Here is a 20,031-nt window from a genome sequence, read left to right as displayed (position 1 = left end):
CCGGACAAGGCAAGCCTTTGCCACCATGACACGGAGGCGCCAGGACAGGCGGCTTCTGTCCCGCACCGGCCTGAACGTGGCGTGCCGGCGAGGTGAGAACGCCGCAGGGGGAACGGACAATCAAGGATGGGTCTTGCAACGCAGGGATTTGGTGGAGCCTAGGGGGATCGAACCCCTGACCTCTTGCATGCCATGCAAGCGCTCTCCCAGCTGAGCTAAGGCCCCGAAAGTCCAGCCGTTGGACTGTCGCCGCTATCTAGGCAAAGCGCCGGGCGGGATCAAGCGGAAAATCGCGGTTTTCGCGGGTGGCTGACCCGCGATGACCCGCGAGGGTCCGCACAACAGAAAATGCGCCGCTGCCTGGCAGGGCGCATTCCGATCACATGCAACCGGCGTTGCAGGTCAGTCGTCGTCATCCGACGCGACATCGGCGATCTCGTCGAGCGACACGTTGTCGTCGTCGTCATCTTCGAGAACATCCGCGTCGAGATCAACCTCGACATCATCCTCATCGAGAACATCCGCTTCCAGTTCGTTCTCTTTGCTCTTGGTCTTCTTGGTCACGGCATCTTCGGAATCGGCGGACAGCAGGCTGCGCTTGCCGGTCTCGATATTGATGGTCTCACCGGTATAGGGGCTTACCACGGGGTTCCGGTTCATGTCGTAAAACCGCTTTCCGGTGGTCGGGCAGACGCGTTTGACGCCCCATTCTTCCTTGGGCATGGCAATCCCTCTGAACTCTCTTGTCTTGTCGACGATCCGCGCCAACTGCCATAACATGTGCAGGGTGTCAAAGGCTTTCAGGGACTTTCGGGAATGCAGAAATTCAAGGTCGCAGTGCAGCGGGCGAAACCGCGGTCATGAGCGTGCATGTCATCCCCGGCGACCCGCCGGTCGAACTCTTGCTGCGGCGCTCGGGGCGGGCACGGCGCATTTCGCTGCGGGTGTCGGCGCTGGACGGGCGGGTGACGCTGACCTGCCCGCAGGGCACACCTGACGGCACGGCGCTCGCGTTTGCCCATGAGAAGGCGGACTGGCTGCGCCAACAGCTGGACCGGACCCATGACGCGGTAGCGGTGGGAATCGGCTGTGACCTGCCGTTTCGCGGGCGTCTCTTGCGGGTTCTGCCCGGTTCGGGACGCGGGGTCCGGGCCGGACAGGAATGCGTGCATGTCGGCGGTGCGCCCGATCGCGCGGCAGCCCGGCTCGAAGGGTTTTTCAAGCAGACCGCCCGCGACCGCCTGGCCGAGGCATCCGACCGCTACGCTGCCGCGCTGGGCCTGTCCTATACACGGCTTACCCTGCGCGACACGCGTTCGCGCTGGGGATCCTGTTCTTCGCAGGGTGGGCTGATGTATTCCTGGCGGCTGATCATGGCGCCGGATGCTGTGCTGGAATACGTCGCCGCGCACGAGGTTGCGCATCTGGCCGAGATGAACCATTCACCACGTTTCTGGCAGCATGTTGCGCGGCTCTACGGGGATTGTTCCGCGCCGCGCCGCTGGCTGCGCGATCATGGCCCGGGTCTGCACCGCTACCAGTTCTGAGACCAACTGCCCTGCGCGGCAACGCGGCACGCGGGTGTGTGCGTGCGGAAATTACCGACCCGATGCGCGCAAAGATCCTTTGGGCTGGAAACAAGGGACAAAATGACGAAACGTAGCCCTGCCATTCGCTGGCCACAGCGCGTATGCTGCGTGCGGAAACACGTCACTTTTTTCGGGATAGGCTCATGACAGATATCGTAATCCTCGACGGCGCCCGCACTGCCATCGGAACCTTCGGCGGCGCGCTCGCCGGAACACCGCCCGCGCAGACCGGGGCAATCGCGGCAAAGGCGGCGCTGGAACGTTCGGGCGTCGATGGTGCGCAGATCGGGCATGTGGCCTTTGGCCATGTGATCAACACCGAACCGCGCGACATGTATCTCAGCCGCGTGGCGGCAATCGATGCGGGCATTCCCGATACGGTACCCGCGATGAACGTCAACCGCCTGTGCGGCTCGGGTGCGCAGGCGATCGTTTCGGTGGTGCAGTCACTGATGCTCGGCGATTCCGATTTCGGTCTCGCCGGTGGGGCCGAAGCGATGAGTCGCGCACCGTACATCGTGCCAGACCAGCGATGGGGCGCCAAGATGGGGGATATCCGCACGCTCGACATGATGCTGGGTGCGCTCAACTGTCCGTTCGGCACGGGCCATATGGGCGTCACTGCCGAGAATGTCGCCGGCGAGCATCAGATTTCGCGCGAAAAGCAGGATGCCTTTGCGCTGGAGAGCCAGCAACGCGCCGCGAAGGCCATCGAGGCGGGTCATTTCCAGAGCCAGATCGTTCCGGTCGAGGTCAAGGTCAAACGTGACACTGTCGCCTTTGACACCGACGAACACCCCAAGCCCTCCACCACGCAGGAAGGACTTGCCGGCTTGCGCCCGGCCTTCCGCAAGGACGGCAGCGTGACCGCAGGCAATGCCAGCGGCATCAACGACGGTGCCGCCGCCGTCGTGCTCGCCCGCGCTGACGCGGCGGAAAAGGCCGGTCTCAAACCCAAAGCGCGCGTTCTGGGATACGCCCATGCCGGCGTTCGGCCCGAGGTGATGGGCATCGGCCCGATCCCCGCCGTGAAGAACCTTCTGGCCAGGACCGGGCTTGAGATCAACGACTTCGACGTGATCGAATCGAACGAGGCTTTCGCCGCGCAGGCCCTTGCCGTCAACAAGGAACTGGGCCTCGACCCGGCCAAGGTGAACCCCAATGGCGGTGCAATCGCGCTTGGCCACCCGGTCGGCGCAACTGGCGCGATCATCACGGTCAAGGCACTCTATGAGCTTGAGCGGCTCGGCGGATCAAAGGCCCTGATCACCATGTGCATCGGTGGCGGCCAGGGGATCGCGCTGGCGATCGAACGGCTTTAATCGACCTCGACCACGGCGCGCGCGGACCGCCCGCGCGCGTCAATCACCGACAGGGTCACGAACCCCTTTCCGACATGCTCCAAGGCGATCTCGCGCTGGTAGTGGCCAGTGACCTGCGGGGCCCCGTCCGCCAGAACCGCAAAGGGCGGCACCCCGTCGCGCAGTTTGACCACAAGCGGCATGCCCTCCTCCAGCGAGACCCGCACGCCATCTGGCGGAAATGCCAGCACCGGAGCATCGGCCTCCGCGCTGAATACCGCTTGACGCCCGCGAAACCTTTGAAGCGGCGCAGGCAGGTCGGAATTGCCCAGGATCAGTGCCTCGGGCGGCGGGGGTGGAAGCGGATCAAGTTTGGGTTTCAGGCGCTGGAACACCTCGAGCAGAAGCGGCGCCGCCAGATCGCCGCCAAAGGCGCCCGGAACCGGCGTGCCATCAGGCCGGCCGATCCAGACCCCGGCCACGTGGCGGCCGTCATAGCCCACGGCCCATGCGTCGCGGTGGCCGTATGACGTGCCTGTCTTGAAGGCCAGCCGCCCGTTCGCCTTGGCCTCCGAAGGTGTCAGTTGCGACAGGATATGGCCCACATGCCACGCGGCGGCGCGGCTGACGAAACGTTGGCGTTCATGGACCGATGACTCGTCCGGCTTCCAACTCAGCTCAATGGCTTCACCGCCCCGGGCGAGACCCGCGAACAGCTGGACGAGCTCATGCAGGGAAATGCCGAGACCACCCAATGCGACGGCAAGCCCGGGCTTGCCCCCGGTCACGGTGGGGCCGATACCGGCGCGCTTCAATCCGCTCATGAACCGGGCGGGTCCGATCTCGTTCATCAACAGGACCACGGGGATATTGAGAGACAGGCGAAGCGCCTCGGACACGCGGATCTCGCCCCGGAAACGCCCGTCGAAGTTTCTCGGGGCATATGAACCGAAGGCCACCGGCCGATCCTCGATCACCGTCTCGGGATGGGCCAGTCCCAGGTCGAAGGCCATGGCGTAAACCAGTGGTTTGAGGGTGGATCCCGGCGACCGCGCCGCCCGCGTCATGTCGACGAATCCCTGCCGCGACGATGTCTTGCCGTAGCTGGCCGAGCCGACCGACGCGAGGATTTCGCCGCTGCTGTGGTCGGCCACCATGATCGCGACCGAAATTTGCCGCGACAGGTCCGACAGTCGCGCGGTGGCAAGTCGTTCCAGTGCCTCCTGCAAATGGCGATCCAGGCTCAGATAATGCCGCATCGACAAGGGGGACGCGGTGCGCACCCGGTCCGTCATGTGCGGAGCGAGGGCAGGAAAAGGCTGTCGCTGGCGTGGCACCGGGGCCGCCCAAGCGCTTTCCAGCGTCTCGCCCGAGATCACGCCCGCATCATGCGCACGCGCAAGTACGCGGTCGCGCCCCGCCCTTGCCGCGCGCCAATCGCGGTCGGGCCGCCGGGTTTCCGGCGATTGCGGCAAGGCTACCAGGAGCGCCGCCTCATCCGGGGTCAGGCGCCGGGGTTCCTTGCCGAACCAGGAGAGGCTTGCCGCGCGTACGCCTTCGAGGTTGCCGCCGAAGGGTGCGAGCGTGAGGTAAAGGTCAAGGATCTCGTGTTTGCTCAACTTGCGTTCCAGTGCAAGTGCAAGGCGGATCTGGCGCAGCTTGCCGCCCCATGATCCTGTGCCGCTGTCTTCCAGCAGGCGCGCGACCTGCATCGTCAGGGTCGAGGCACCCGAAACGACCCGCCCATGCCACAGCGCCTGTCCGGTGGCCCGCACCATGGCCCATGGATCAACGCCGGAATGGGAGAAATAACGCTTGTCTTCAAAGGCGATCAGCAGTTCGGGATAAAGCGGGTCAACCTGTGCGACGCCGGTTGCCATGCGCCAGCGCCCCTCATCCACGGTGTAGACCCGCAACAGGTCACCGTTCCGGTCGCGCATTTCGACGGAAGTTTCGGTCGCAAGCGGCGGCAGTGCGGTGATGTCGATCCAGCGATCGAACCGCGCCCAGCCCACGACCATCGCCACGACAATGCCCAGCAGTCCGGCGATGCAGGCGACCCGCTTCATTCCGAGACGATCAGCCGTCCTGCCGCAGTCTGTGCGCGGTAGTGCGGGCGATACATGTCCTCGACCTGTGCCGCAGGGTGATGGAACTCACCGGGCGAGACGGCGCGCACGATATAGGCCAGTTGGAACGCCTTGTCCGAGCGCCAGTCGACCGCGGCAAGGAAACGATCGGACCGGAACTCCGCGTGCTCGGCCTCTTGCGGGTCAAGCCAGTCCAGCGCCCGGATATCACCCGAGCGCAGGAGATTGGGGTTGTCGATCTCGAACCCGGCAGGCAGCGAGTCGTCGATCATGAGCCGCGCCTCGCCCCGCTCGAACGGCGTTATGCGCAACACGGCAACGAAACGCTCGCCCATTCGGGCCGTGAGATCCTGAACCGGTTCACCCTCCATCGTGTAATAGTCCCGTTCGATACGATAGCCGTAGCCGCCCGCCTCCGGGGCCACCTCGGGCACGCCGAAGGTGGTCAGGGTCAGATCGGTCGGCGTATCGCTTTCGTTGCGAATGGCCTGCGGTTGCGCCCGCGCCTCTGCCTCGATCATGCGCACGAACGGGTCATCGAGTGGCGATCCGTTCACACTCAGCCCGGACACGGAAGGATCGTCGACCAGCGCCTTTGCCGCCAGCAGGGACCACGCACTTTCCTGTGTCGAGAAGCTGCGGCTCGTCTGCGCGACATGGTCGGCCAGTTGCCTGCGATCGACCGCTTCGCTGCCCGCCTCGATCGCAAGGCCCAGGACCCCGGCGGCATCGCGTAGATTGCTGCCGTAATCCGCACGCCAGACCGCGGCCTCGTCCTGCAGGCGCGACTGCATCATGCGCCCGGCCCGCGCGAAGAGCGCGTCGGCACGGGTCTGGTCGCCATACATGGCCAGCGCCGCGCCAAGCTGTGCAACCGCAAGCGGCGTGGAAAACGTCTCGACCTTGACGTCGGCGAAGTAGCGCAGATCGGCCATCGCCGCGGCCCCTTCGCGGGCCAGAACCATCAACGCATAGGCGATGTCGGCCCCGCCTTCGTCGAAATCAGGGGCATAGTTCACCCGGTTGCGCAGGTTGTCCATGGCCATGCGAAAGGCTGCCTGCGGCACGTCATGGCCTTCGACCCGCGCGCGGCTCAGGAAATCCGAAACATAGGCATCGAGCCAGAAATCTCCCGACGCGGCACGCCACAGCCCGAATGCACCGTTGCTTGACTGATGGCTCAGAACCCTGGCGATGGACTGGTCTATGCGCTCTTGCACCTGCCGTTGATCGGCATGGCCAAGGGCCGTGGCCACCTTGCCGAAATACAGGAGCGGCATGGCGGCGGATGCCACCTGTTCGGAACATCCATAAGGGTAGCGGTCAAGCGCCGAAAGCAGGCCCGGCGCGTTCAGCTTGGCCAGAGGGCCGGCCGAAACGGTTGCCGAGGCGGTACCGGAGCGCATCCCGGCAAAGACATTCTCGTCGAGCGTGAAGGTCTCGCCCGATCCGAGCACAAAGCGCCGTGTGAGCGCGATTTCGGGGTCGTTCACTCGAACGGGCAGCGCCAGCGCCTTCACGAGTTGCCGGCCATCCGGTGTTGTCAGGGCCACGCGCAACCTGTGATCACCTGCAGCGTCGGCGACAACCGGAATCGAAAAGCTGGCCTTTTCGCCATCGGCCAGCGTCACCCCGGAAGGAATCGCGGCGTCGAGCGTCACCCCCTCGGCGGATACATCAAGCCCCATGCGGCCGGCCGGTCCGTCGGCGTGGGCAAGTTCAAGCAAAAGCCGGCTTTCGTCTCCGGGCGCCATGAAGCGCGGCAGGCTTGCGGTGACGACCACGGGATCGCGCACAAGCACCTCGGCTGCGCCCTGGCCGACGCCGGTTCTCGTCCAGGCCACTGCCATAAGGCGCACCGTTCCGTTAAACTCCGGCATATCAAAAGAAACGTCTGCCGTCCCATCCGGGCCGACTTCGACCGGCCCGGAGAAGAAGGCCACAAGCTCATCCGTCGGCGGGGGCGACTGCATACGCATCTCGTCCGAGGCATCCCCCCCCGAGCGCACGGCCCCCATGACCCCGTTCATCCCGTCGATCAACCGGCCATAAACATCGCGGATATCCATGCCCAGCCGCTGCTGGCCAAAGTAATGGTCGGACGGATCGGGGCTCTCGAACCCGGTCAGGTTGAGTATGCCGACATCGACGGCCGCAACAGTGACGTAGGCCATCTCGTCCTCTTCACCACCATCCACACGGATCACCGCATCCAGCGGTTCACGCGGTTGGGAGGTGTCGGGCGCGTCGATCTCGACGCTCAACTGCTTTTCGTCCGGATCGATCTGCGCATAGGACAGGCCCATCGACCGCGCCGGGTTCTGCGCTGCCGCAACATCCATGGGCCGGATCACGGTCGCCGAGACATACGCCCCGGCACCCCAGTCGTCCGTGACATCCAGCGAAACGCGGTTCTCACCCTCTTTCACATCGACCGTCTTCATCGCGATCAGGTGGTTCGACATGACCGTGACAAGCGCCTTGCCGGCATAGCGCGGCACGAGACGCAAGGTCGCCACGTCTCCACTCCTGTAGCCGGGCTTGTCGAGCGAAAGCTCCAGCATGTCCGGGGTCCTGGTCACATCCGCCGGTGCGTACCACCCCGCGTGGAAATCCTGCGAGCTGGAGACATAGCCGCCATCGATTCGCTCGACGACAAGCTCATAGTGCCCCCATTCGACCGGGGCGGAGACCTGCACCGGTTCCGCGCTCAAAGCCGCCTCACCCCGCTTGACAGCCTGGCGGGTCGTCACGGGCTCCCAGTTCCAGTTGCCGTATTCCTGGTACCATTGATACCGCGTCTCGACGCGGTTGACCGTCCAGCGCACCTGCATCGGCACCCGCTTGAGCGCAGGCGACAGCGCGATCACGTCGAAAGCGGCCTCGGTCCCCTCTGCCACGACACCTTCATCGAAGAGCGGCCGGAGGCCGATCACCGGACCGGCAGGCTCCACGGCCTGGGTCACGCGCCGCTCGACCGGTCGGCTTGACCCCTCGGACACCCGGCCAACCACGTCAAGTTCGAGCATACGGTCATCCGCCGGGGCGTCCGGCAGCCCGATCTGCACCCTTGCATTGCCTTCGGCGTCTGTCCTTTCGCCCTGAAAAGAGCCGCGGCGCGCTGGCGCCTCGCGGTCATGCCGTCCGAACACGTAACCCGGCATGGAGTCCAGGGACCGCCTGGTCCGCAGCACCGTGTCCCCCTCGAGCAGCAAATCTGCGCCCGGCGCCCCGTAGAGGTATCTTGCCGCCACGTCCAATGTCGTGTTTCTGCCGGGCCGCAAGCCACCGTCCGGCAAGGACATTTCGAAATCGATCCGCTCGGGCAGGAAATCCTCGATCAGGATTGTCTGGCTGGCAAGCGCGTCCTTGGCCATATCCGCCTTGACCTCCAACCGCCAGACACCGCGCGGAACGCTGGTGCCGATGGGCATTTCGAAAACATGACCGCCCGCAAGACCGGTTTGCGAGACATGCCGCGCATACTCCACGCCATCCGGGCGCGTCAGTATCGCGGTCAATGGAAGCTGTTCAATCGCAGCAACCTCGGAGTCACGCGCCAGAACTGTCGCGTGGATCACCTCGCCCGCCCGATACGCACCACGGTCCGTCGCTAGGAACACATCCACCGGTCCGCCCGGTGCCCGACCTTCCACACCCCGGTCCGACAGATCGAAAGCCGGATCAGAGAGGGACAGGAAGGCCATGTCCGCCTCGCCATCCCGGGCCGTCACCAGCGCCGGTTCAGAGCCGCCCTGACCACGGGTCAAGCCCGGTTCAAAGCGGGCATGGCCCTGGGTATCGGTTCTCGTTTCGGCCAGAACCCTGTTGGCACGCGAAACCAGAGTCACCTCGACACCCTTGCGCAACTCGGCATCGCCGAGGCCGCGCACGAAGACATGCAGGCCGTCATCGCCGCTCATCGTCGCAATGCCCAGATCGGACAAGACAAACCACTGGGTCGCACCCGGATCGTCATAGCGGTCTTCGCCCGGCACAGATGCGCTCAATGCGTAGACCCCGGCAGGAAGCCCTTCAATGATTTCACCGACGGGCAGACGTGTCAGGACATCCGCGTTGAGGTCGTTGCCCACCTCTCCGACCCCAGTCCAGACTTCGTCGCCGATTTCCCCGGCAAAGCGCCTGTCGGCAAAATGCGGCAGGGGACGACCGAAATACTGTTCCTGGATCGCGCGCAGCACGCTGCGGTCGCTGACATGGCGCAAGCGCAGATCAACCGTATCAAGGTTCACCGTCTCGACCGGCACCGCCGCGTCGCCGGCTCTCGGAAGCACGTAGGCCCGACCCGGGAACCGTACCGATGGTGAACGGTCGCGCACGTAGAAAGACAGTTCGGTAGCCTCAGCCAGGATCTCGCCACTCTCCGCGGGCAACCCTTCGCGAAAGACCAAGGTATAGCGCTGACCATGCGCGAGGCCGGAAACACATATCCGGCTCCCTTCGGCTTCAACCGCCATGCGTTGATCCGGCAGGCGGACAAATGGGGCATAATCGGCCCCGAGCCTGGTCAGCGGTTCGGAAAACTCGGCGCATATGCGGGGATCGGCCTGATCGCTTTCGACCACGTGATCGGTGATGCGGAAGCCGTGTTTTGCAATGGCGTCGTCCAGCGCGGCCAGGAGATCCTCCCGTGCAGAGGTTGCCTTGGCCAATCGCAGGGCCGGAATCATGTCCCGACCACGCCCCAGGCGCTCCAAGGCTTCCGACATCACGGAAAGCGCATTGACGCGTTCAGCATCAGTCCCGGCCCTCAGATAACCGTTGACGGTCGCGAGAAACGCGCGCTCGGCATGCTGGCGCATATCGCCCGCATTCGAACTGTCGATCGCCAGTGACAGCCTGCCGTATTCAACCCACTGATCGCTGGCATCCGATACCGCGACCGCGGCCCCGATCCAGCGCATTGCGTTGAGCGGGTCACCCGCCCGCCGACGGTCATCCGCCGACTTCAGGAGGGTTTCCACGTCCCATTGCCCCCCGGGATGAAGCGGTCCGATTCCAATGGCCTGTTCGACGGCGCGCGCAAGATCGCGCTCCTGCAGGAAAGCCAACTCTTGCGCGCGGGCGGGGGCGTCTCGGGCAATGCGCGGGTCGACCGTCAGAACCTCGCCGGAAACCGCCCCATCGTAGGGGTTTCTCTCGCTGATCTCTGATTTCGGAAAACAGGCATTCGAGCGCTTGTTGAAGGTGAAGGCCCGACATTGTGGATCTGCAAGGCAGGCCTTCTGGCACGATTCCAAGTCGGTATCGAACATCGACTGCAGGTCGGAGCCGTAAAAATCCACGTCTGTTGTAACGACAAGGCGACGCTCGGGGATGACATCCTGTGCAACTGCGATATCGGACAGGCCGGTCAACGCCAAAAGCAAGGGCAGAAAAAAACGCATGAAATCCTCCGTCGGCAATGGATTGATCGTCTCACGACCCATGCGTTTGCGCAACGATTCCCCCATGCGCAGCTTAAGCAAAAATTCACCACAATGGCAGAACCTCACGGCGACCAAGAGAGCGAAATCCGAGAGTTTCGAAATGAGCCTGGCAAACAAACTCGCCGAGGAACGGCGTCTCAGGCTGGCCGCCGAGCGGTTGCTCGAACAAAAGCAAGCCGAGTTGTTTGCGGCCAACCGCAAGCTTGGACTTCATGCCCGCAAACTCTCGGATGAGATCGTCGAAACCCGCGCCGAAGTCCAAACCGTTCGCGACGAGAACCAGCGCGTCAAATCCGACCTGACGGTCGCCCACGAAAAAGTCGAGATTGCCGAGCGCCGACTGTGGCATTCGATCGAGACCATTCAGGACGGCTTTGCCTTCTTCGACGTCGACAGCCTCATGATCGCGGCGAACAAATCCTATCTTGCGGTGTTCGACGGGCTGGAAGAGATCCGGCCCGGGGTCAGCTATGTTCGCATCCTGCAATTGCTCACGGAAGAGGGTATTGTCGATACGGGCGACAGCCCTCCCGCGGATTGGCGCGCAATGATGACCGGGCGTTGGCAATCGCCTTCGCCCGATCCCACGGTGATCCGGTTGTGGAACGGCCAGTACATCAAGCTGATCGATCAGCGAGGTCACGGCGGTGACGTCGTCAGCCTTGCCCTGAACATCACGGAAACCGTGCGATATGAAAAGGAACTGAAGAAGGCGCGCGAACGGGCCGAGGCTGCGAACCGGGCAAAATCCACGTTCCTTGCCAACATGAGTCACGAGATCCGCACGCCCATGAACGGGGTCGTCGGCATGGCCGAACTCCTTCGTGACACGACGCTTGACGAGGAACAAAAACTCTATGTCGATACGATCAAGAACTCGGGCGAGGCCCTTCTGGTCATTATCAACGATGTTCTGGACTACTCCAAGATCGAAGCCGAGAAACTGGTTTTGCATCCTGAACCGTTCGACCTTGAACGCTGTATTCACGAGGTTGTCTTGCTCTTGCAGCCAGTGGCCCGTGACAAGAGCATCGAGATGGTTGTCGAGTATGACCTGTTTCTCCCGACGGTGTTCGTGGGAGATCCCGGTCGCATTCGGCAGGTCCTGACCAATCTCTTGGGCAACGCGGTCAAATTCACTTCCCGGGGGCATGTCCTGGTCCGCGTCGTCGGCATGCAACATGAAGGCAGCACCGAAACCCAGCTTCACATCACCGTCGAGGATACGGGGATCGGTATTGCCGCCGAGAAGGTCGAACACATATTTGGCGAGTTCAACCAGGTTGAAGACGAGCGAAATCGGCAGTTCGAGGGCACCGGCCTCGGGCTGGCCATCAGCGAGAAGCTCATAAAACTCATGGGGGGCACGATCTGGGTCGACTCGGAAGAGGGGGTCGGCTCCTGTTTCGGGTTCAGGTTGGCACTGGAGACGGATGACACGGGCCCAGAAGAACCTTTAGGTTTGCCCGAGCACCTGAAGAAGATCATGGTTGTTGATGATCTGGAGGTGAACCGCCTGATCATGGGCAAGCAGATTGAAGCCTTCGGGCTCAAGGTGCATTGCGTCGAGAACGGACCGCAGGCGCTCGAAATGCTCGACGACAGCTTTGATGCGATCGTGACCGATCACAACATGCCCGGCATGGACGGGCTCGAACTTGCCCGTCTGCTGAAGGAACGACGGGATGACTTGCCCATCATCCTTGCGAGTTCGGACCCGGGAGCCGCCGAACAGGATCCGGCTTTCGCCCTTATCCGGGGCGTGATGCCCAAACCGACGCCAAGGCGGATGCTGCTTCGACACCTAGCTGCCCTTGAGGCCGAGCAGCGCCCCCAGGTTGACCGTCTACCTTCAGCCGTCGCGTCGACCCCGAGCGCGCAATCCCGGCCAATGCGGATACTCGCCGCCGAGGACAACAAGACAAACCAGTTGGTTTTCGAGAAGATGCTCAAATCACTCGACATTGACTTGAAGTTTGCGGGCAACGGGATTGAAGCCATCGAGCTTTATCAGAAGTTTGCCCCTGACCTGATATTCATGGATATCTCGATGCCCCAGATGGACGGCAAGGAAGCCAGCGAAAGAATCCGTGTGATCGAAGGGCAGGGCATTTCCCGCGTTCCCATCGTTGCCCTGACGGCCCATGCCATGGACGGTGATCGCGAAGGCATCCTGGCTGCCGGTCTCGATCACTACCTGACCAAACCGCTGCGCAAGGTCGAGATCATCTCGATGATCGCCAAGTATCGCCCGGATGACGCGCGCGCGATCATCCCGGAAAACGTTCAGGCACCCGCCTGAGCATCTTCATCGCGCAGGAAAACCCAACGATCCTCCTGTGACATCCCGGCGTTGAAACGATACCCTCCGGAGCTGAAATCCTTCAGATCCTCGGGATCGACAAGCCGGTTCTGAACGATGAAGCGCGCCATCGCGCCACGTGCCTTCTTGGCATAGAAACTCACGATCCTGGGCTTGCCCGCACGCATTTCCATGAAAACGGGTTCAACCATCCGCAGTTCGAGCGTGCCGCGGTCGACCGCGCCGAAGTATTCCTGGCTGGCGCAGTTCACGAGCGTCGTGGTGTCGATGTCGCGGGCCTGATCATTCAAGGCCCGCGAAATGCGGTCACCCCAGAAGTCATAGAGCGTCTTTCCCTTCGGGTTGGCGAGTTTGCTTCCCATTTCGAGCCGGTAGGGTTCGATCTCGTCGGTTGGCCGCAAGAGGCCGTAGAGCCCCGACAGAATCCGAAGATGATCGGCCGCCCAGGCCATTTCATCGCGATCCAGCGACGCGGCCTCGAGCCCGGCATAGGTGTCTCCGTCGAACATCAAGGCCGCCGCCGATCGCGGCATCGCCCCGAAATCCCTGAACCTGTCCCGGTTGAGAAGAGCCAGCTTCTCGCTGATCCCCATGAGCCTTTGCAGGTCTGCCGGGCCCAACTCGCGCGCAATCGAAGCCAGCGATTCAGCCTCGGCCTGAAAGATCGGCCGGGTCAACGCGAACTTCGGGTCCGTGTTTTCATTCAGTCGTTTGGCAGGCGAGACGATGACAAGCATATTGCAACCCCAATGAAGCAACCAGAACCGGGACTTAATCCACCTCGCAGAGGATTTCCAGAAACGCCGCCCCAAATCGTTCACTGCGCTTTGGCCCCAGGATCCGCTCGATCGCCTGCGCATCGACCGAGCGCAATTGCGCGACACGTGCCAGAAGCGATGCCGAGCATGTCATGGGCTTCTCGATCCCGTTGCGGCCCCGAGCAAGTTCGCTTTGCACCTGCATCAGGCGGTCATAGATGCGACCCGCATCACGCCCGGCAATCCCGCGCCGCGCCGGATGCACCCTGGTCGCTTCGCCCTGAATGACCGACAGGAATTCAACTCCATAGCGCTCGAGCTTCTTCGCCCCGACGCCGCCGATCCGCGCCATGTCGTCCAGAGAGTCAGGTCGCGTTTCGGCCATCTCGATCAGGGTGCGATCATTGAAGATGATGTAGGCAGGCACCCCTGCGTCCTCGGCCAATGCCCTGCGTTTGGCCTTGAGAGCCGAAAGCAGCGGTGCATCTTCGTCCGAAACCAATGTCTTGACCGTCGGCCTGTCCGGGGGGGTGCGCACGCTGTCCTGTCTGAGTGTTATGCTCTCTTCACCACGCAAGATCGGCAAGGCTTTCTCGGTCAGGCGCAGCGCGCCATGCCGATCAGGGTCAGGGCGCAGCAGGTCGTGACCGAGCATCTGCCGAAAGATCGCCTGCCATTGAGGGCGCGAATACTCCGTGCCCACGCCGAAGGTCGGCAACGCATCATGACCGCGCTGGCGCACCTTTTCCGTGGCATTGCCCAGGAGAATATCGACCAGATGTCCCGCACCATACCGTTCTTCCGTTCGCAGAACCGCGGAAAGCGCCTTGCGCACCGCGATTGTCGCATCAAAGGTTTCGGCCGGGGCATCGCAGATATCGCAATGTCCACAAGCAGGTGCGCCTTCGCCGAAATAGGACAACAGCGTCTTTCGCCGACATTCGATCGCCTCGGCGAGACCAAGCAGGGCATTGAGCCGACCATGATCGGCCAAGCGGCGTTCCGGCGGGGCGAGGCCCTCGTCGATCTGCGTTCGGCGCAGACGGATATCATCAGGGCCGAACAGGGTGAGCGTTTCCGCAGGCGCACCGTCACGTCCGGCGCGGCCGATTTCCTGATAATAGGCTTCGATCGACTTTGGCAGGTCGGCATGGGCGACCCAGCGGATATCGGGCTTGTCCACACCCATCCCGAAGGCAACGGTCGCAACCACGATAAGGCCGTCCTCGCGGGCGAACCGCGTCTCGACAATGCGGCGATCCTCGGCCTCCATCCCGCCATGATAGTGACAGGCATTATGCCCTGCCTCACGCAATGCCTGCGCCAGACCTTCGGTCTTGGCCCGGGTACCGCAATAGACGATGCCAGACTGCCCCTTTCGTGCCGCCACGAATTCGAGGATCTGTCGCCGTGGACCGTCCTTGGCGGCGAACGCGAGGTGGATATTGGGCCGGTCGAACCCGTACAGGAAAACCTCGGGGGTCTTGCCACCGAACAGCCTTTCGACGATCTCGTCGCGGGTTTCGGCATCGGCCGTGGCCGTGAACGCGGCCAGCGGCACGTCCAGTGCGTGCCGCAATTCCCCGATCCTGAGGTAGTCAGGACGGAAATCATGCCCCCACTGGCTCACGCAATGGGCCTCGTCAACCGCGATCAGGCGCACGTCGATCCGCCGCAACATGCCAAGCGCGGAGCCCGCCGCAAGCCGTTCGGGCGCGATGTAGAGCAACTTCAACCGATTGCTGTCCAACGCGTTCCAGACGGCATCTGTTTCCTCTTCGGTGTTGCCGCTGGTCAATGCGCCCGCCTCGACACCCGCTTCGCGCAAGGCGCGCACCTGATCCCGCATCAGCGCGATCAGCGGCGATATGACAACGGTCACCCCGTCGCGCATCAATGCCGGCAACTGGAAGCAAAGCGATTTTCCACCGCCCGTGGGCATGATGGCAAGAACGTCGCGCCCGGACGCGACCGCCTCGACGATCTCTTGCTGGCCCGGACGAAAGGCATCGAAGCCGAAAACGTCGCTCAGAAGCGTATCAGCGCCTGACATTGAAAGCCCGTGTTGATGAGACTGCTCTTGTCCGGTGTTTCACATGTCGGGGCGCGATGAACAAGACCCGACCTGGAGCAGTTCAGCGCAAGAGAAGCTCGGGCAGAATGAAATCGCGCAGGGATATGATGATGATGAACACGACAAGCGGCGCCAGATCGAGCGGGCGCGTATCCGGCAGGATCCGCCGGATCGGGTCGTAAATCGGTTCAAGCAGGCGGTTGAGGCCATGCCATACCTGGGCGACGAAGGGTTGATGCAGGTTGAGGACCTGGAAATTGATCAGCCAGCTCATGATGATATGGGCAAGCAGGATGAAGAATGCGACGTTCAGAATCAACGCCAACGGCCCATAGATCGCCATCATGCCGAAAAAACCCTTTCCTTTGCCACGCTTGTGAAACTAGGTCACGCCCTGTTTAAGAACAAGGCCCATACGAAAATTAGCAGCCTGTCAAGGTCAGGAATACCTTGCCACATTGCCCGTTTCACGGTCTAACTTCACCTGTCGAACCGGGGGTGGGCATGGCCGAGATTTCAGCGCGCAAGCGCATCTGGGGATGGTGGTTTTTCGACTGGGCCAGCCAGCCGTATCATACACTTCTTGTAACATTCGTCTTCGGGCCATTCTTTGCGGGGGTCGCCGCCGAGTACTTTCTTGCCGACGGCCTCGGCCCCGAGGTCGCCGCCGCGCGCGCGCAGAGTGTCTGGTCGCTTTGCCTGACGATCACCGGGATTCTCATCGGGATCGGCGCCCCGGTCATGGGCGCGCTGGCCGATACGCAGGGTCGGCGCATGCCGTGGATCGTCGCGTTTTCGATCATGTACGTGATCGGGTCCGCCGCGCTGTGGTGGACGATGCCGGACGGATCGACCATGTGGTGGATGCTGGTAGCGTTCGGTGTCGGTTTCGTCGGCGCCGAGTATGCGCTGATTTTCATCAATTCGCAGCTTCCTTCGCTGGGTGACGAACAGCAGGTCGGCGAGATCTCGGGATCGGGCTTTGCCTTTGGGTACCTTGGCGGCCTCGTCTCACTGATCATCATGCTGGTCTTTTTCGTCGAGCAGGGTAGCGGAAAGACCCTGGTCGGCCTCGACCCGGCCCTTGGCCTGCTGGATGCCTCCGAGAACGAGGGGACACGTATTGTCGGACCTTTGACCGCGCTTTGGTATGCGGTGTTCATGATCCCGTATTTCCTGTGGGTCCGGGACGTCAGGACACCCCGCATCGACGCCGGCTTTTCCGGCGCCATGAGGCTGTTGCGTAAATCCGTTGCGAATCTCAGGCACAGATTGAGCCTGCTGACCTACCTGGGGTCCTCGATGTTCTATCGTGATGCCTTGAACGGGCTTTACGGGTTCGGCGGCGTTTACGCCAAGCTGGTGCTGAACTGGGACCTGACCATGATCGGTGTTTTCGGCATCGTCGGCGTGATTTCAGCGGCGGCGTTCAGTTGGATTGGCGGCAAGATCGACAAGCGCTTGGGGCCCAAGCCCGTGATCATCATGGCGATCTGGACACTTATCGTTGTCTGCACGGTCATTGTGGGCATGTCGAGAGAGCAGATTTTCGGCATTCCCCTGACAGAGGGGTCCAGCCTTCCGGACATCGTATTCTTTGGATGTGGTGTGTTGATCGGCGGCATGGGTGGCATGTTGCAGGCGGCCTCCCGCACGCTCATGGCACGCCACACCGACCCGATCGCACCGACAGAAAGTTTCGGGCTCTATGGCCTGTCGGGACGGGCGACGGCATTCCTGGCACCCGCGCTTATCGGTGTTGCCACGACCATCACCCAAAGCGCGCGACTTGGTATCGCGCCGATCATCCTGCTGTTCCTGGTCGGCCTGATCATGCTACGCTGGGTCAACGCCAGGGGAGACAAGGAAACATGGTCCGTTTTGCCACATTCGTGATTGGTCTTTTGCTCGGCTTCACCATGCCCGCTCAGGCGGCGGACCCGCTTGCCAAACAGCTGTTCGGATCCAAGAGTGGGCCGTCGCGGCACTCTCCGGCTGCCTTCGGGGGATATGCCAAGGGCTGTCTTGCCGGCGGGGTGCAACTGCCCGAGACCGGCCCCACCTGGCAGGCGATGCGGCTGTCGCGCAACCGCAACTGGGGTCACCCGGAAGCCATTGATTTCATAAAGGACCTGAGCCGTGCCGCGGCCCGCCAGCCGGGGTGGAACGGGATCTATGTCGGCGATATCAGCCAACCGCGTGGCGGGCCGATGCTGTCGGGGCATCGCAGTCACCAGATCGGCCTCGATATGGATTTCTGGATGCTGCCCGCCCAACGGCTCAACCTGTCCCGGGCGGAGCGGGAGTCGCTCTCCTCGATCTCGTTGCGGCATGCGAACGGGGCGTTTGTGAACCAGAACTGGACCCGCGCGCATCACGAGATCATCAAGGCCGCCGCATCCGATCGTCGGGTGGCGCGGATATTCGTCTTTCCGGGAGCAAAGGTGCAGATGTGCAAGGATGAGCGCGGCAACCGCGCATGGCTGCGCAAGGTGCGGCCCTGGTGGGGGCATCACTATCATTTCCATGTCCGACTCGCCTGCCCGCGGGGTATGCATGGTTGCGAAAACCAGAGCCCGCCACCGCGAGGTCACGGCTGCGCCGAGGCCCAGGAATGGGTCAACAACATCCTCGATCCGCCGCCACCCGATCCGAATGCACCGAAACCGACGAAACCGCGGGAATATGTTCTCGCTGATCTGCCTCGGCAATGCGCTGGCGTCCTGCAATCGCCATAGGTGCGATCCTTCTGGTCATTTCGACACTCACCGGTTCGGTCGGAAAGCCGTTCCCCGAGACGTATGTGGCCAGCCATATCTGGCAGGAGGAACTATCGGGATTCGGTGGATTTTCGGGCCTCGACATCGCGCCGAACGGACGTGATTTCGTTGCCGTGACGGATCGTGGCTTTCTTGCCCGCGGGGTTCTGATCCGCGACGGTGAACGGATCACCCGCGTCAGGCTCGATCATTTTGCCCCGATCAACCCATCTCAAACCGACAGCAAGCGCAAGAATGACGCGGAGGCCGTCGTGACAGGGCGCAATGGGCTCTATATTTCGTATGAGCAGAATCATCGCACCATACATCTTGAGCGTGCTGGCGCCATCCTTCGCTTGCCCGCCCATCCCGATTTTCGGCTTTTCCCACGCAATGGCGGGCTCGAGGCGCTGGCCATGGACGCGATGGGACGGCTTCATGCCATTCCCGAGCGATTTCTGCGTGACCGGGCCTTTCCCGTCTATCGCCTTGAGGGTTCGGAATGGTCGATCGTCACCACGTTGAAACCCGTCGGCGGCTTTGTCCCCGCTGGCGCGTCTTTTGGCCCTGATGGTGCGCTTTATGTTCTGGAACGGGCCTTTTCCGGATATGGCTTCCGCTCGCGCGTGCGGCGCGTGACCGAAACTGCCGGAACCTGGAGAGATGACGAGGTATTCCGCTCACCCGTCGGGCGTCATGACAATCTCGAAGGGATTGCCACATGGCGCGACAAGGATGGTCATATCCGCCTGACGATGATTTCCGACGACAACTTCCTTTTCCTGCAACGCACCGAGATCGTTGAATACAGGGTTCCGTCAGAGCTTGCCATTCGCCGGTGAACCCCGTAAACGCCACCTGTTTCCCGCGAGGGGGAACCATGTCGCCGCAACCATGTCAAAACGGGCTTAACCTGATATGAATCGCACGCACCTTCCCGGTATTCTTGCCATGGCCACCATTGTCGTGGCTTCCAACGTCCTCGTTCAGTTTCTCGTTCTCGACGGGTTGCTGACCTGGGGGGCCTTTACCTATCCGTTTGCCTTTCTCGTCACCGACATCATGAACCGGGTCTATGGACCCGGACCCGCACGGCGGGTCGTCCTGGCCGGTTTCGTGACCGGTGTCATCTGTTCGCTCATCGGCTCGCAGATCATGTTGCAGGGCGACGGTTACGAGTATTCTGCCGTGCCACTACGTGTCGCGGTGGCGTCAGGCACCGCGTTTCTGGTCGCGCAACTTACTGATGTTGCTGTATTTAACCGCGTGCGTGGCGAGTGGTGGAGGGCGCCCTTGGTGTCAACGCTGGTGGGGTCGGCGCTGGATACGGCGCTTTTCTTCAGCATCGCCTTCTCGGCCTCGATCTCGTTCGGCGAGGCGGCCGATTCGGCGGTGAGCTGGGCCTGGGAGACGGCACCCTTCATGACGCTGGGCGCCGAAGCACCGCTCTGGGTCTCGCTGGCCTTTGCCGACTGGCTGGTCAAGCTGGCGCTCGCGCTGATCGCGCTTGCCCCTTTTCGCATCATTGTCACACAAGTTTCACCCCGTATCTCGTGATTTCGTTTGACTTATCCACAACCTGTGGCAATCTGAGGTCAACGGAAACCAAAGAAAGGAGGTGCTCTTGTGTCTATTGAGATCATGGAGAAAGGCTTTGGAACAGTGCGGGAGAGGATCACCTGAGGCA

The 20,031-nt window shown here is 62.4% G+C and carries 13 protein-coding genes and 1 tRNA gene; 7 read left to right on the top strand and 7 right to left on the bottom strand.

Annotation, left to right across the window (positions count from 1 at the left end):
• Positions 1-149: 149 nt before the first annotated feature.
• A tRNA-Ala gene (locus tag ACESL9_RS01230) sits at positions 150-225 on the bottom strand.
• A gap of 177 nt (positions 226-402) precedes the next feature.
• Positions 403-723 (bottom strand): TIGR02300 family protein, encoded by a 321-nt coding sequence (locus tag ACESL9_RS01225; protein WP_372613540.1) that lies wholly within the window; start codon positions 721-723, stop codon positions 403-405.
• A 137-nt stretch (positions 724-860) separates the two neighbouring features.
• Here ACESL9_RS01225 and ACESL9_RS01220 point away from each other — a divergent pair, with 137 nt between their 5' ends.
• Both ACESL9_RS01220 and ACESL9_RS01215 read left to right on the top strand, forming a co-directional pair.
• Positions 861-1,547 (top strand): M48 family metallopeptidase, encoded by a 687-nt coding sequence (locus tag ACESL9_RS01220; protein ID WP_372613448.1) that lies wholly within the window; start codon positions 861-863, stop codon positions 1,545-1,547.
• Between the two features lie 185 nt (positions 1,548-1,732).
• On the top strand, positions 1,733-2,911 hold the full coding sequence (locus ACESL9_RS01215) for an acetyl-CoA C-acyltransferase family protein (protein WP_372613446.1): 1,179 nt from the start codon (positions 1,733-1,735) through the stop codon (positions 2,909-2,911).
• Here the strand turns inward: ACESL9_RS01215 and pbpC are convergent.
• Both pbpC and ACESL9_RS01205 read right to left on the bottom strand, forming a co-directional pair.
• Positions 2,908-4,959: a penicillin-binding protein 1C gene (pbpC, locus tag ACESL9_RS01210; RefSeq protein WP_372613444.1), complete on the bottom strand. Its 2,052-nt coding sequence runs from the start codon at positions 4,957-4,959 to the stop codon at positions 2,908-2,910. The genes ACESL9_RS01215 and pbpC overlap by 4 nt on opposite strands.
• A complete protein-coding gene (locus ACESL9_RS01205; RefSeq protein WP_372674408.1) occupies positions 4,956-10,388 on the bottom strand; it encodes an alpha-2-macroglobulin family protein in 5,433 nt (1,810 codons plus the stop codon). The genes pbpC and ACESL9_RS01205 overlap by 4 nt, the downstream gene beginning before the upstream one ends.
• Before the next feature lie 142 nt (positions 10,389-10,530).
• Between ACESL9_RS01205 and ACESL9_RS01200 the strand changes: the two genes are divergently transcribed.
• Positions 10,531-12,732, top strand: a complete 2,202-nt coding sequence (locus ACESL9_RS01200; protein ID WP_372674407.1) for a response regulator — start codon at positions 10,531-10,533, stop codon at positions 12,730-12,732.
• Here the strand turns inward: ACESL9_RS01200 and yaaA are convergent.
• From yaaA to ACESL9_RS01185, 3 genes are all read right to left on the bottom strand, one after another.
• Complete coding sequence (yaaA, locus tag ACESL9_RS01195; protein WP_372610677.1) at positions 12,717-13,490, bottom strand: peroxide stress protein YaaA; 774 nt, start codon at positions 13,488-13,490, stop codon at positions 12,717-12,719. The two genes, ACESL9_RS01200 and yaaA, sit on opposite strands and share 16 nt — an antisense overlap.
• A 34-nt stretch (positions 13,491-13,524) precedes the next feature.
• Positions 13,525-15,564 (bottom strand): DNA helicase RecQ, encoded by a 2,040-nt coding sequence (gene recQ / locus ACESL9_RS01190; protein ID WP_372674406.1) that lies wholly within the window; start codon positions 15,562-15,564, stop codon positions 13,525-13,527.
• Between the two features lie 82 nt (positions 15,565-15,646).
• Positions 15,647-15,931 (bottom strand): YggT family protein, encoded by a 285-nt coding sequence (locus tag ACESL9_RS01185; RefSeq protein ID WP_111362730.1) that lies wholly within the window; start codon positions 15,929-15,931, stop codon positions 15,647-15,649.
• Between the two features lie 158 nt (positions 15,932-16,089).
• Here ACESL9_RS01185 and ACESL9_RS01180 point away from each other — a divergent pair, with 158 nt between their 5' ends.
• From ACESL9_RS01180 to ACESL9_RS01165, 4 genes are all read left to right on the top strand, one after another.
• Positions 16,090-17,481, top strand: coding sequence for an MFS transporter (locus ACESL9_RS01180; RefSeq protein ID WP_372610673.1), 1,392 nt, complete (start codon positions 16,090-16,092; stop codon positions 17,479-17,481).
• A gap of 23 nt (positions 17,482-17,504) precedes the next feature.
• Positions 17,505-18,323 carry a penicillin-insensitive murein endopeptidase gene (mepA, locus tag ACESL9_RS01175; protein WP_372610719.1) on the top strand — a complete coding sequence of 273 codons (819 nt, stop codon included), beginning with the start codon at positions 17,505-17,507 and terminating at the stop codon, positions 18,321-18,323.
• Positions 18,296-19,186, top strand: coding sequence for an esterase-like activity of phytase family protein (locus ACESL9_RS01170; RefSeq protein WP_372610671.1), 891 nt, complete (start codon positions 18,296-18,298; stop codon positions 19,184-19,186). The genes mepA and ACESL9_RS01170 overlap by 28 nt, the downstream gene beginning before the upstream one ends.
• 76 nt (positions 19,187-19,262) lie before the next feature.
• Positions 19,263-19,901: a queuosine precursor transporter gene (locus ACESL9_RS01165; RefSeq protein ID WP_372610669.1), complete on the top strand. Its 639-nt coding sequence runs from the start codon at positions 19,263-19,265 to the stop codon at positions 19,899-19,901.
• The last annotated feature ends 130 nt before the right edge of the window (positions 19,902-20,031 follow it).

Origin of the sequence: Aquicoccus sp., from assembly GCF_041686535.1 — a bacterium.
GTDB lineage: Bacteria > Pseudomonadota > Alphaproteobacteria > Rhodobacterales > Rhodobacteraceae > Aquicoccus.
Note: the sequence above shows the minus strand (reverse complement) of the source record. Positions and strands in the feature narration are given on the sequence as shown.

What these genes read in the sequence shown, in the direction of transcription:
- ACESL9_RS01215 (WP_372613446.1), top strand. Translation starts at nt 1,733, where the DNA reads ATGACAGATATCGTAATCCTCGACGGCGCCCGCACTGCCATCGGAACC.
- ACESL9_RS01170 (WP_372610671.1), top strand. Translation starts at nt 18,296, where the DNA reads ATGCGCTGGCGTCCTGCAATCGCCATAGGTGCGATCCTTCTGGTCATT.
- ACESL9_RS01185 (WP_111362730.1), bottom strand. Translation starts at nt 15,931, where the DNA reads ATGATGGCGATCTATGGGCCGTTGGCGTTGATTCTGAACGTCGCATTC.
- ACESL9_RS01200 (WP_372674407.1), top strand. Translation starts at nt 10,531, where the DNA reads ATGAGCCTGGCAAACAAACTCGCCGAGGAACGGCGTCTCAGGCTGGCC.
- ACESL9_RS01180 (WP_372610673.1), top strand. Translation starts at nt 16,090, where the DNA reads ATGGCCGAGATTTCAGCGCGCAAGCGCATCTGGGGATGGTGGTTTTTC.
- mepA (WP_372610719.1), top strand. Translation starts at nt 17,505, where the DNA reads ATGCCCGCTCAGGCGGCGGACCCGCTTGCCAAACAGCTGTTCGGATCC.
- pbpC (WP_372613444.1), bottom strand. Translation starts at nt 4,959, where the DNA reads ATGAAGCGGGTCGCCTGCATCGCCGGACTGCTGGGCATTGTCGTGGCG.
- ACESL9_RS01220 (WP_372613448.1), top strand. Translation starts at nt 861, where the DNA reads ATGAGCGTGCATGTCATCCCCGGCGACCCGCCGGTCGAACTCTTGCTG.
- ACESL9_RS01165 (WP_372610669.1), top strand. Translation starts at nt 19,263, where the DNA reads ATGAATCGCACGCACCTTCCCGGTATTCTTGCCATGGCCACCATTGTC.
- yaaA (WP_372610677.1), bottom strand. Translation starts at nt 13,490, where the DNA reads ATGCTTGTCATCGTCTCGCCTGCCAAACGACTGAATGAAAACACGGAC.
- ACESL9_RS01205 (WP_372674408.1), bottom strand. Translation starts at nt 10,388, where the DNA reads ATGCGTTTTTTTCTGCCCTTGCTTTTGGCGTTGACCGGCCTGTCCGAT.
- ACESL9_RS01225 (WP_372613540.1), bottom strand. Translation starts at nt 723, where the DNA reads ATGCCCAAGGAAGAATGGGGCGTCAAACGCGTCTGCCCGACCACCGGA.
- recQ (WP_372674406.1), bottom strand. Translation starts at nt 15,564, where the DNA reads ATGTCAGGCGCTGATACGCTTCTGAGCGACGTTTTCGGCTTCGATGCC.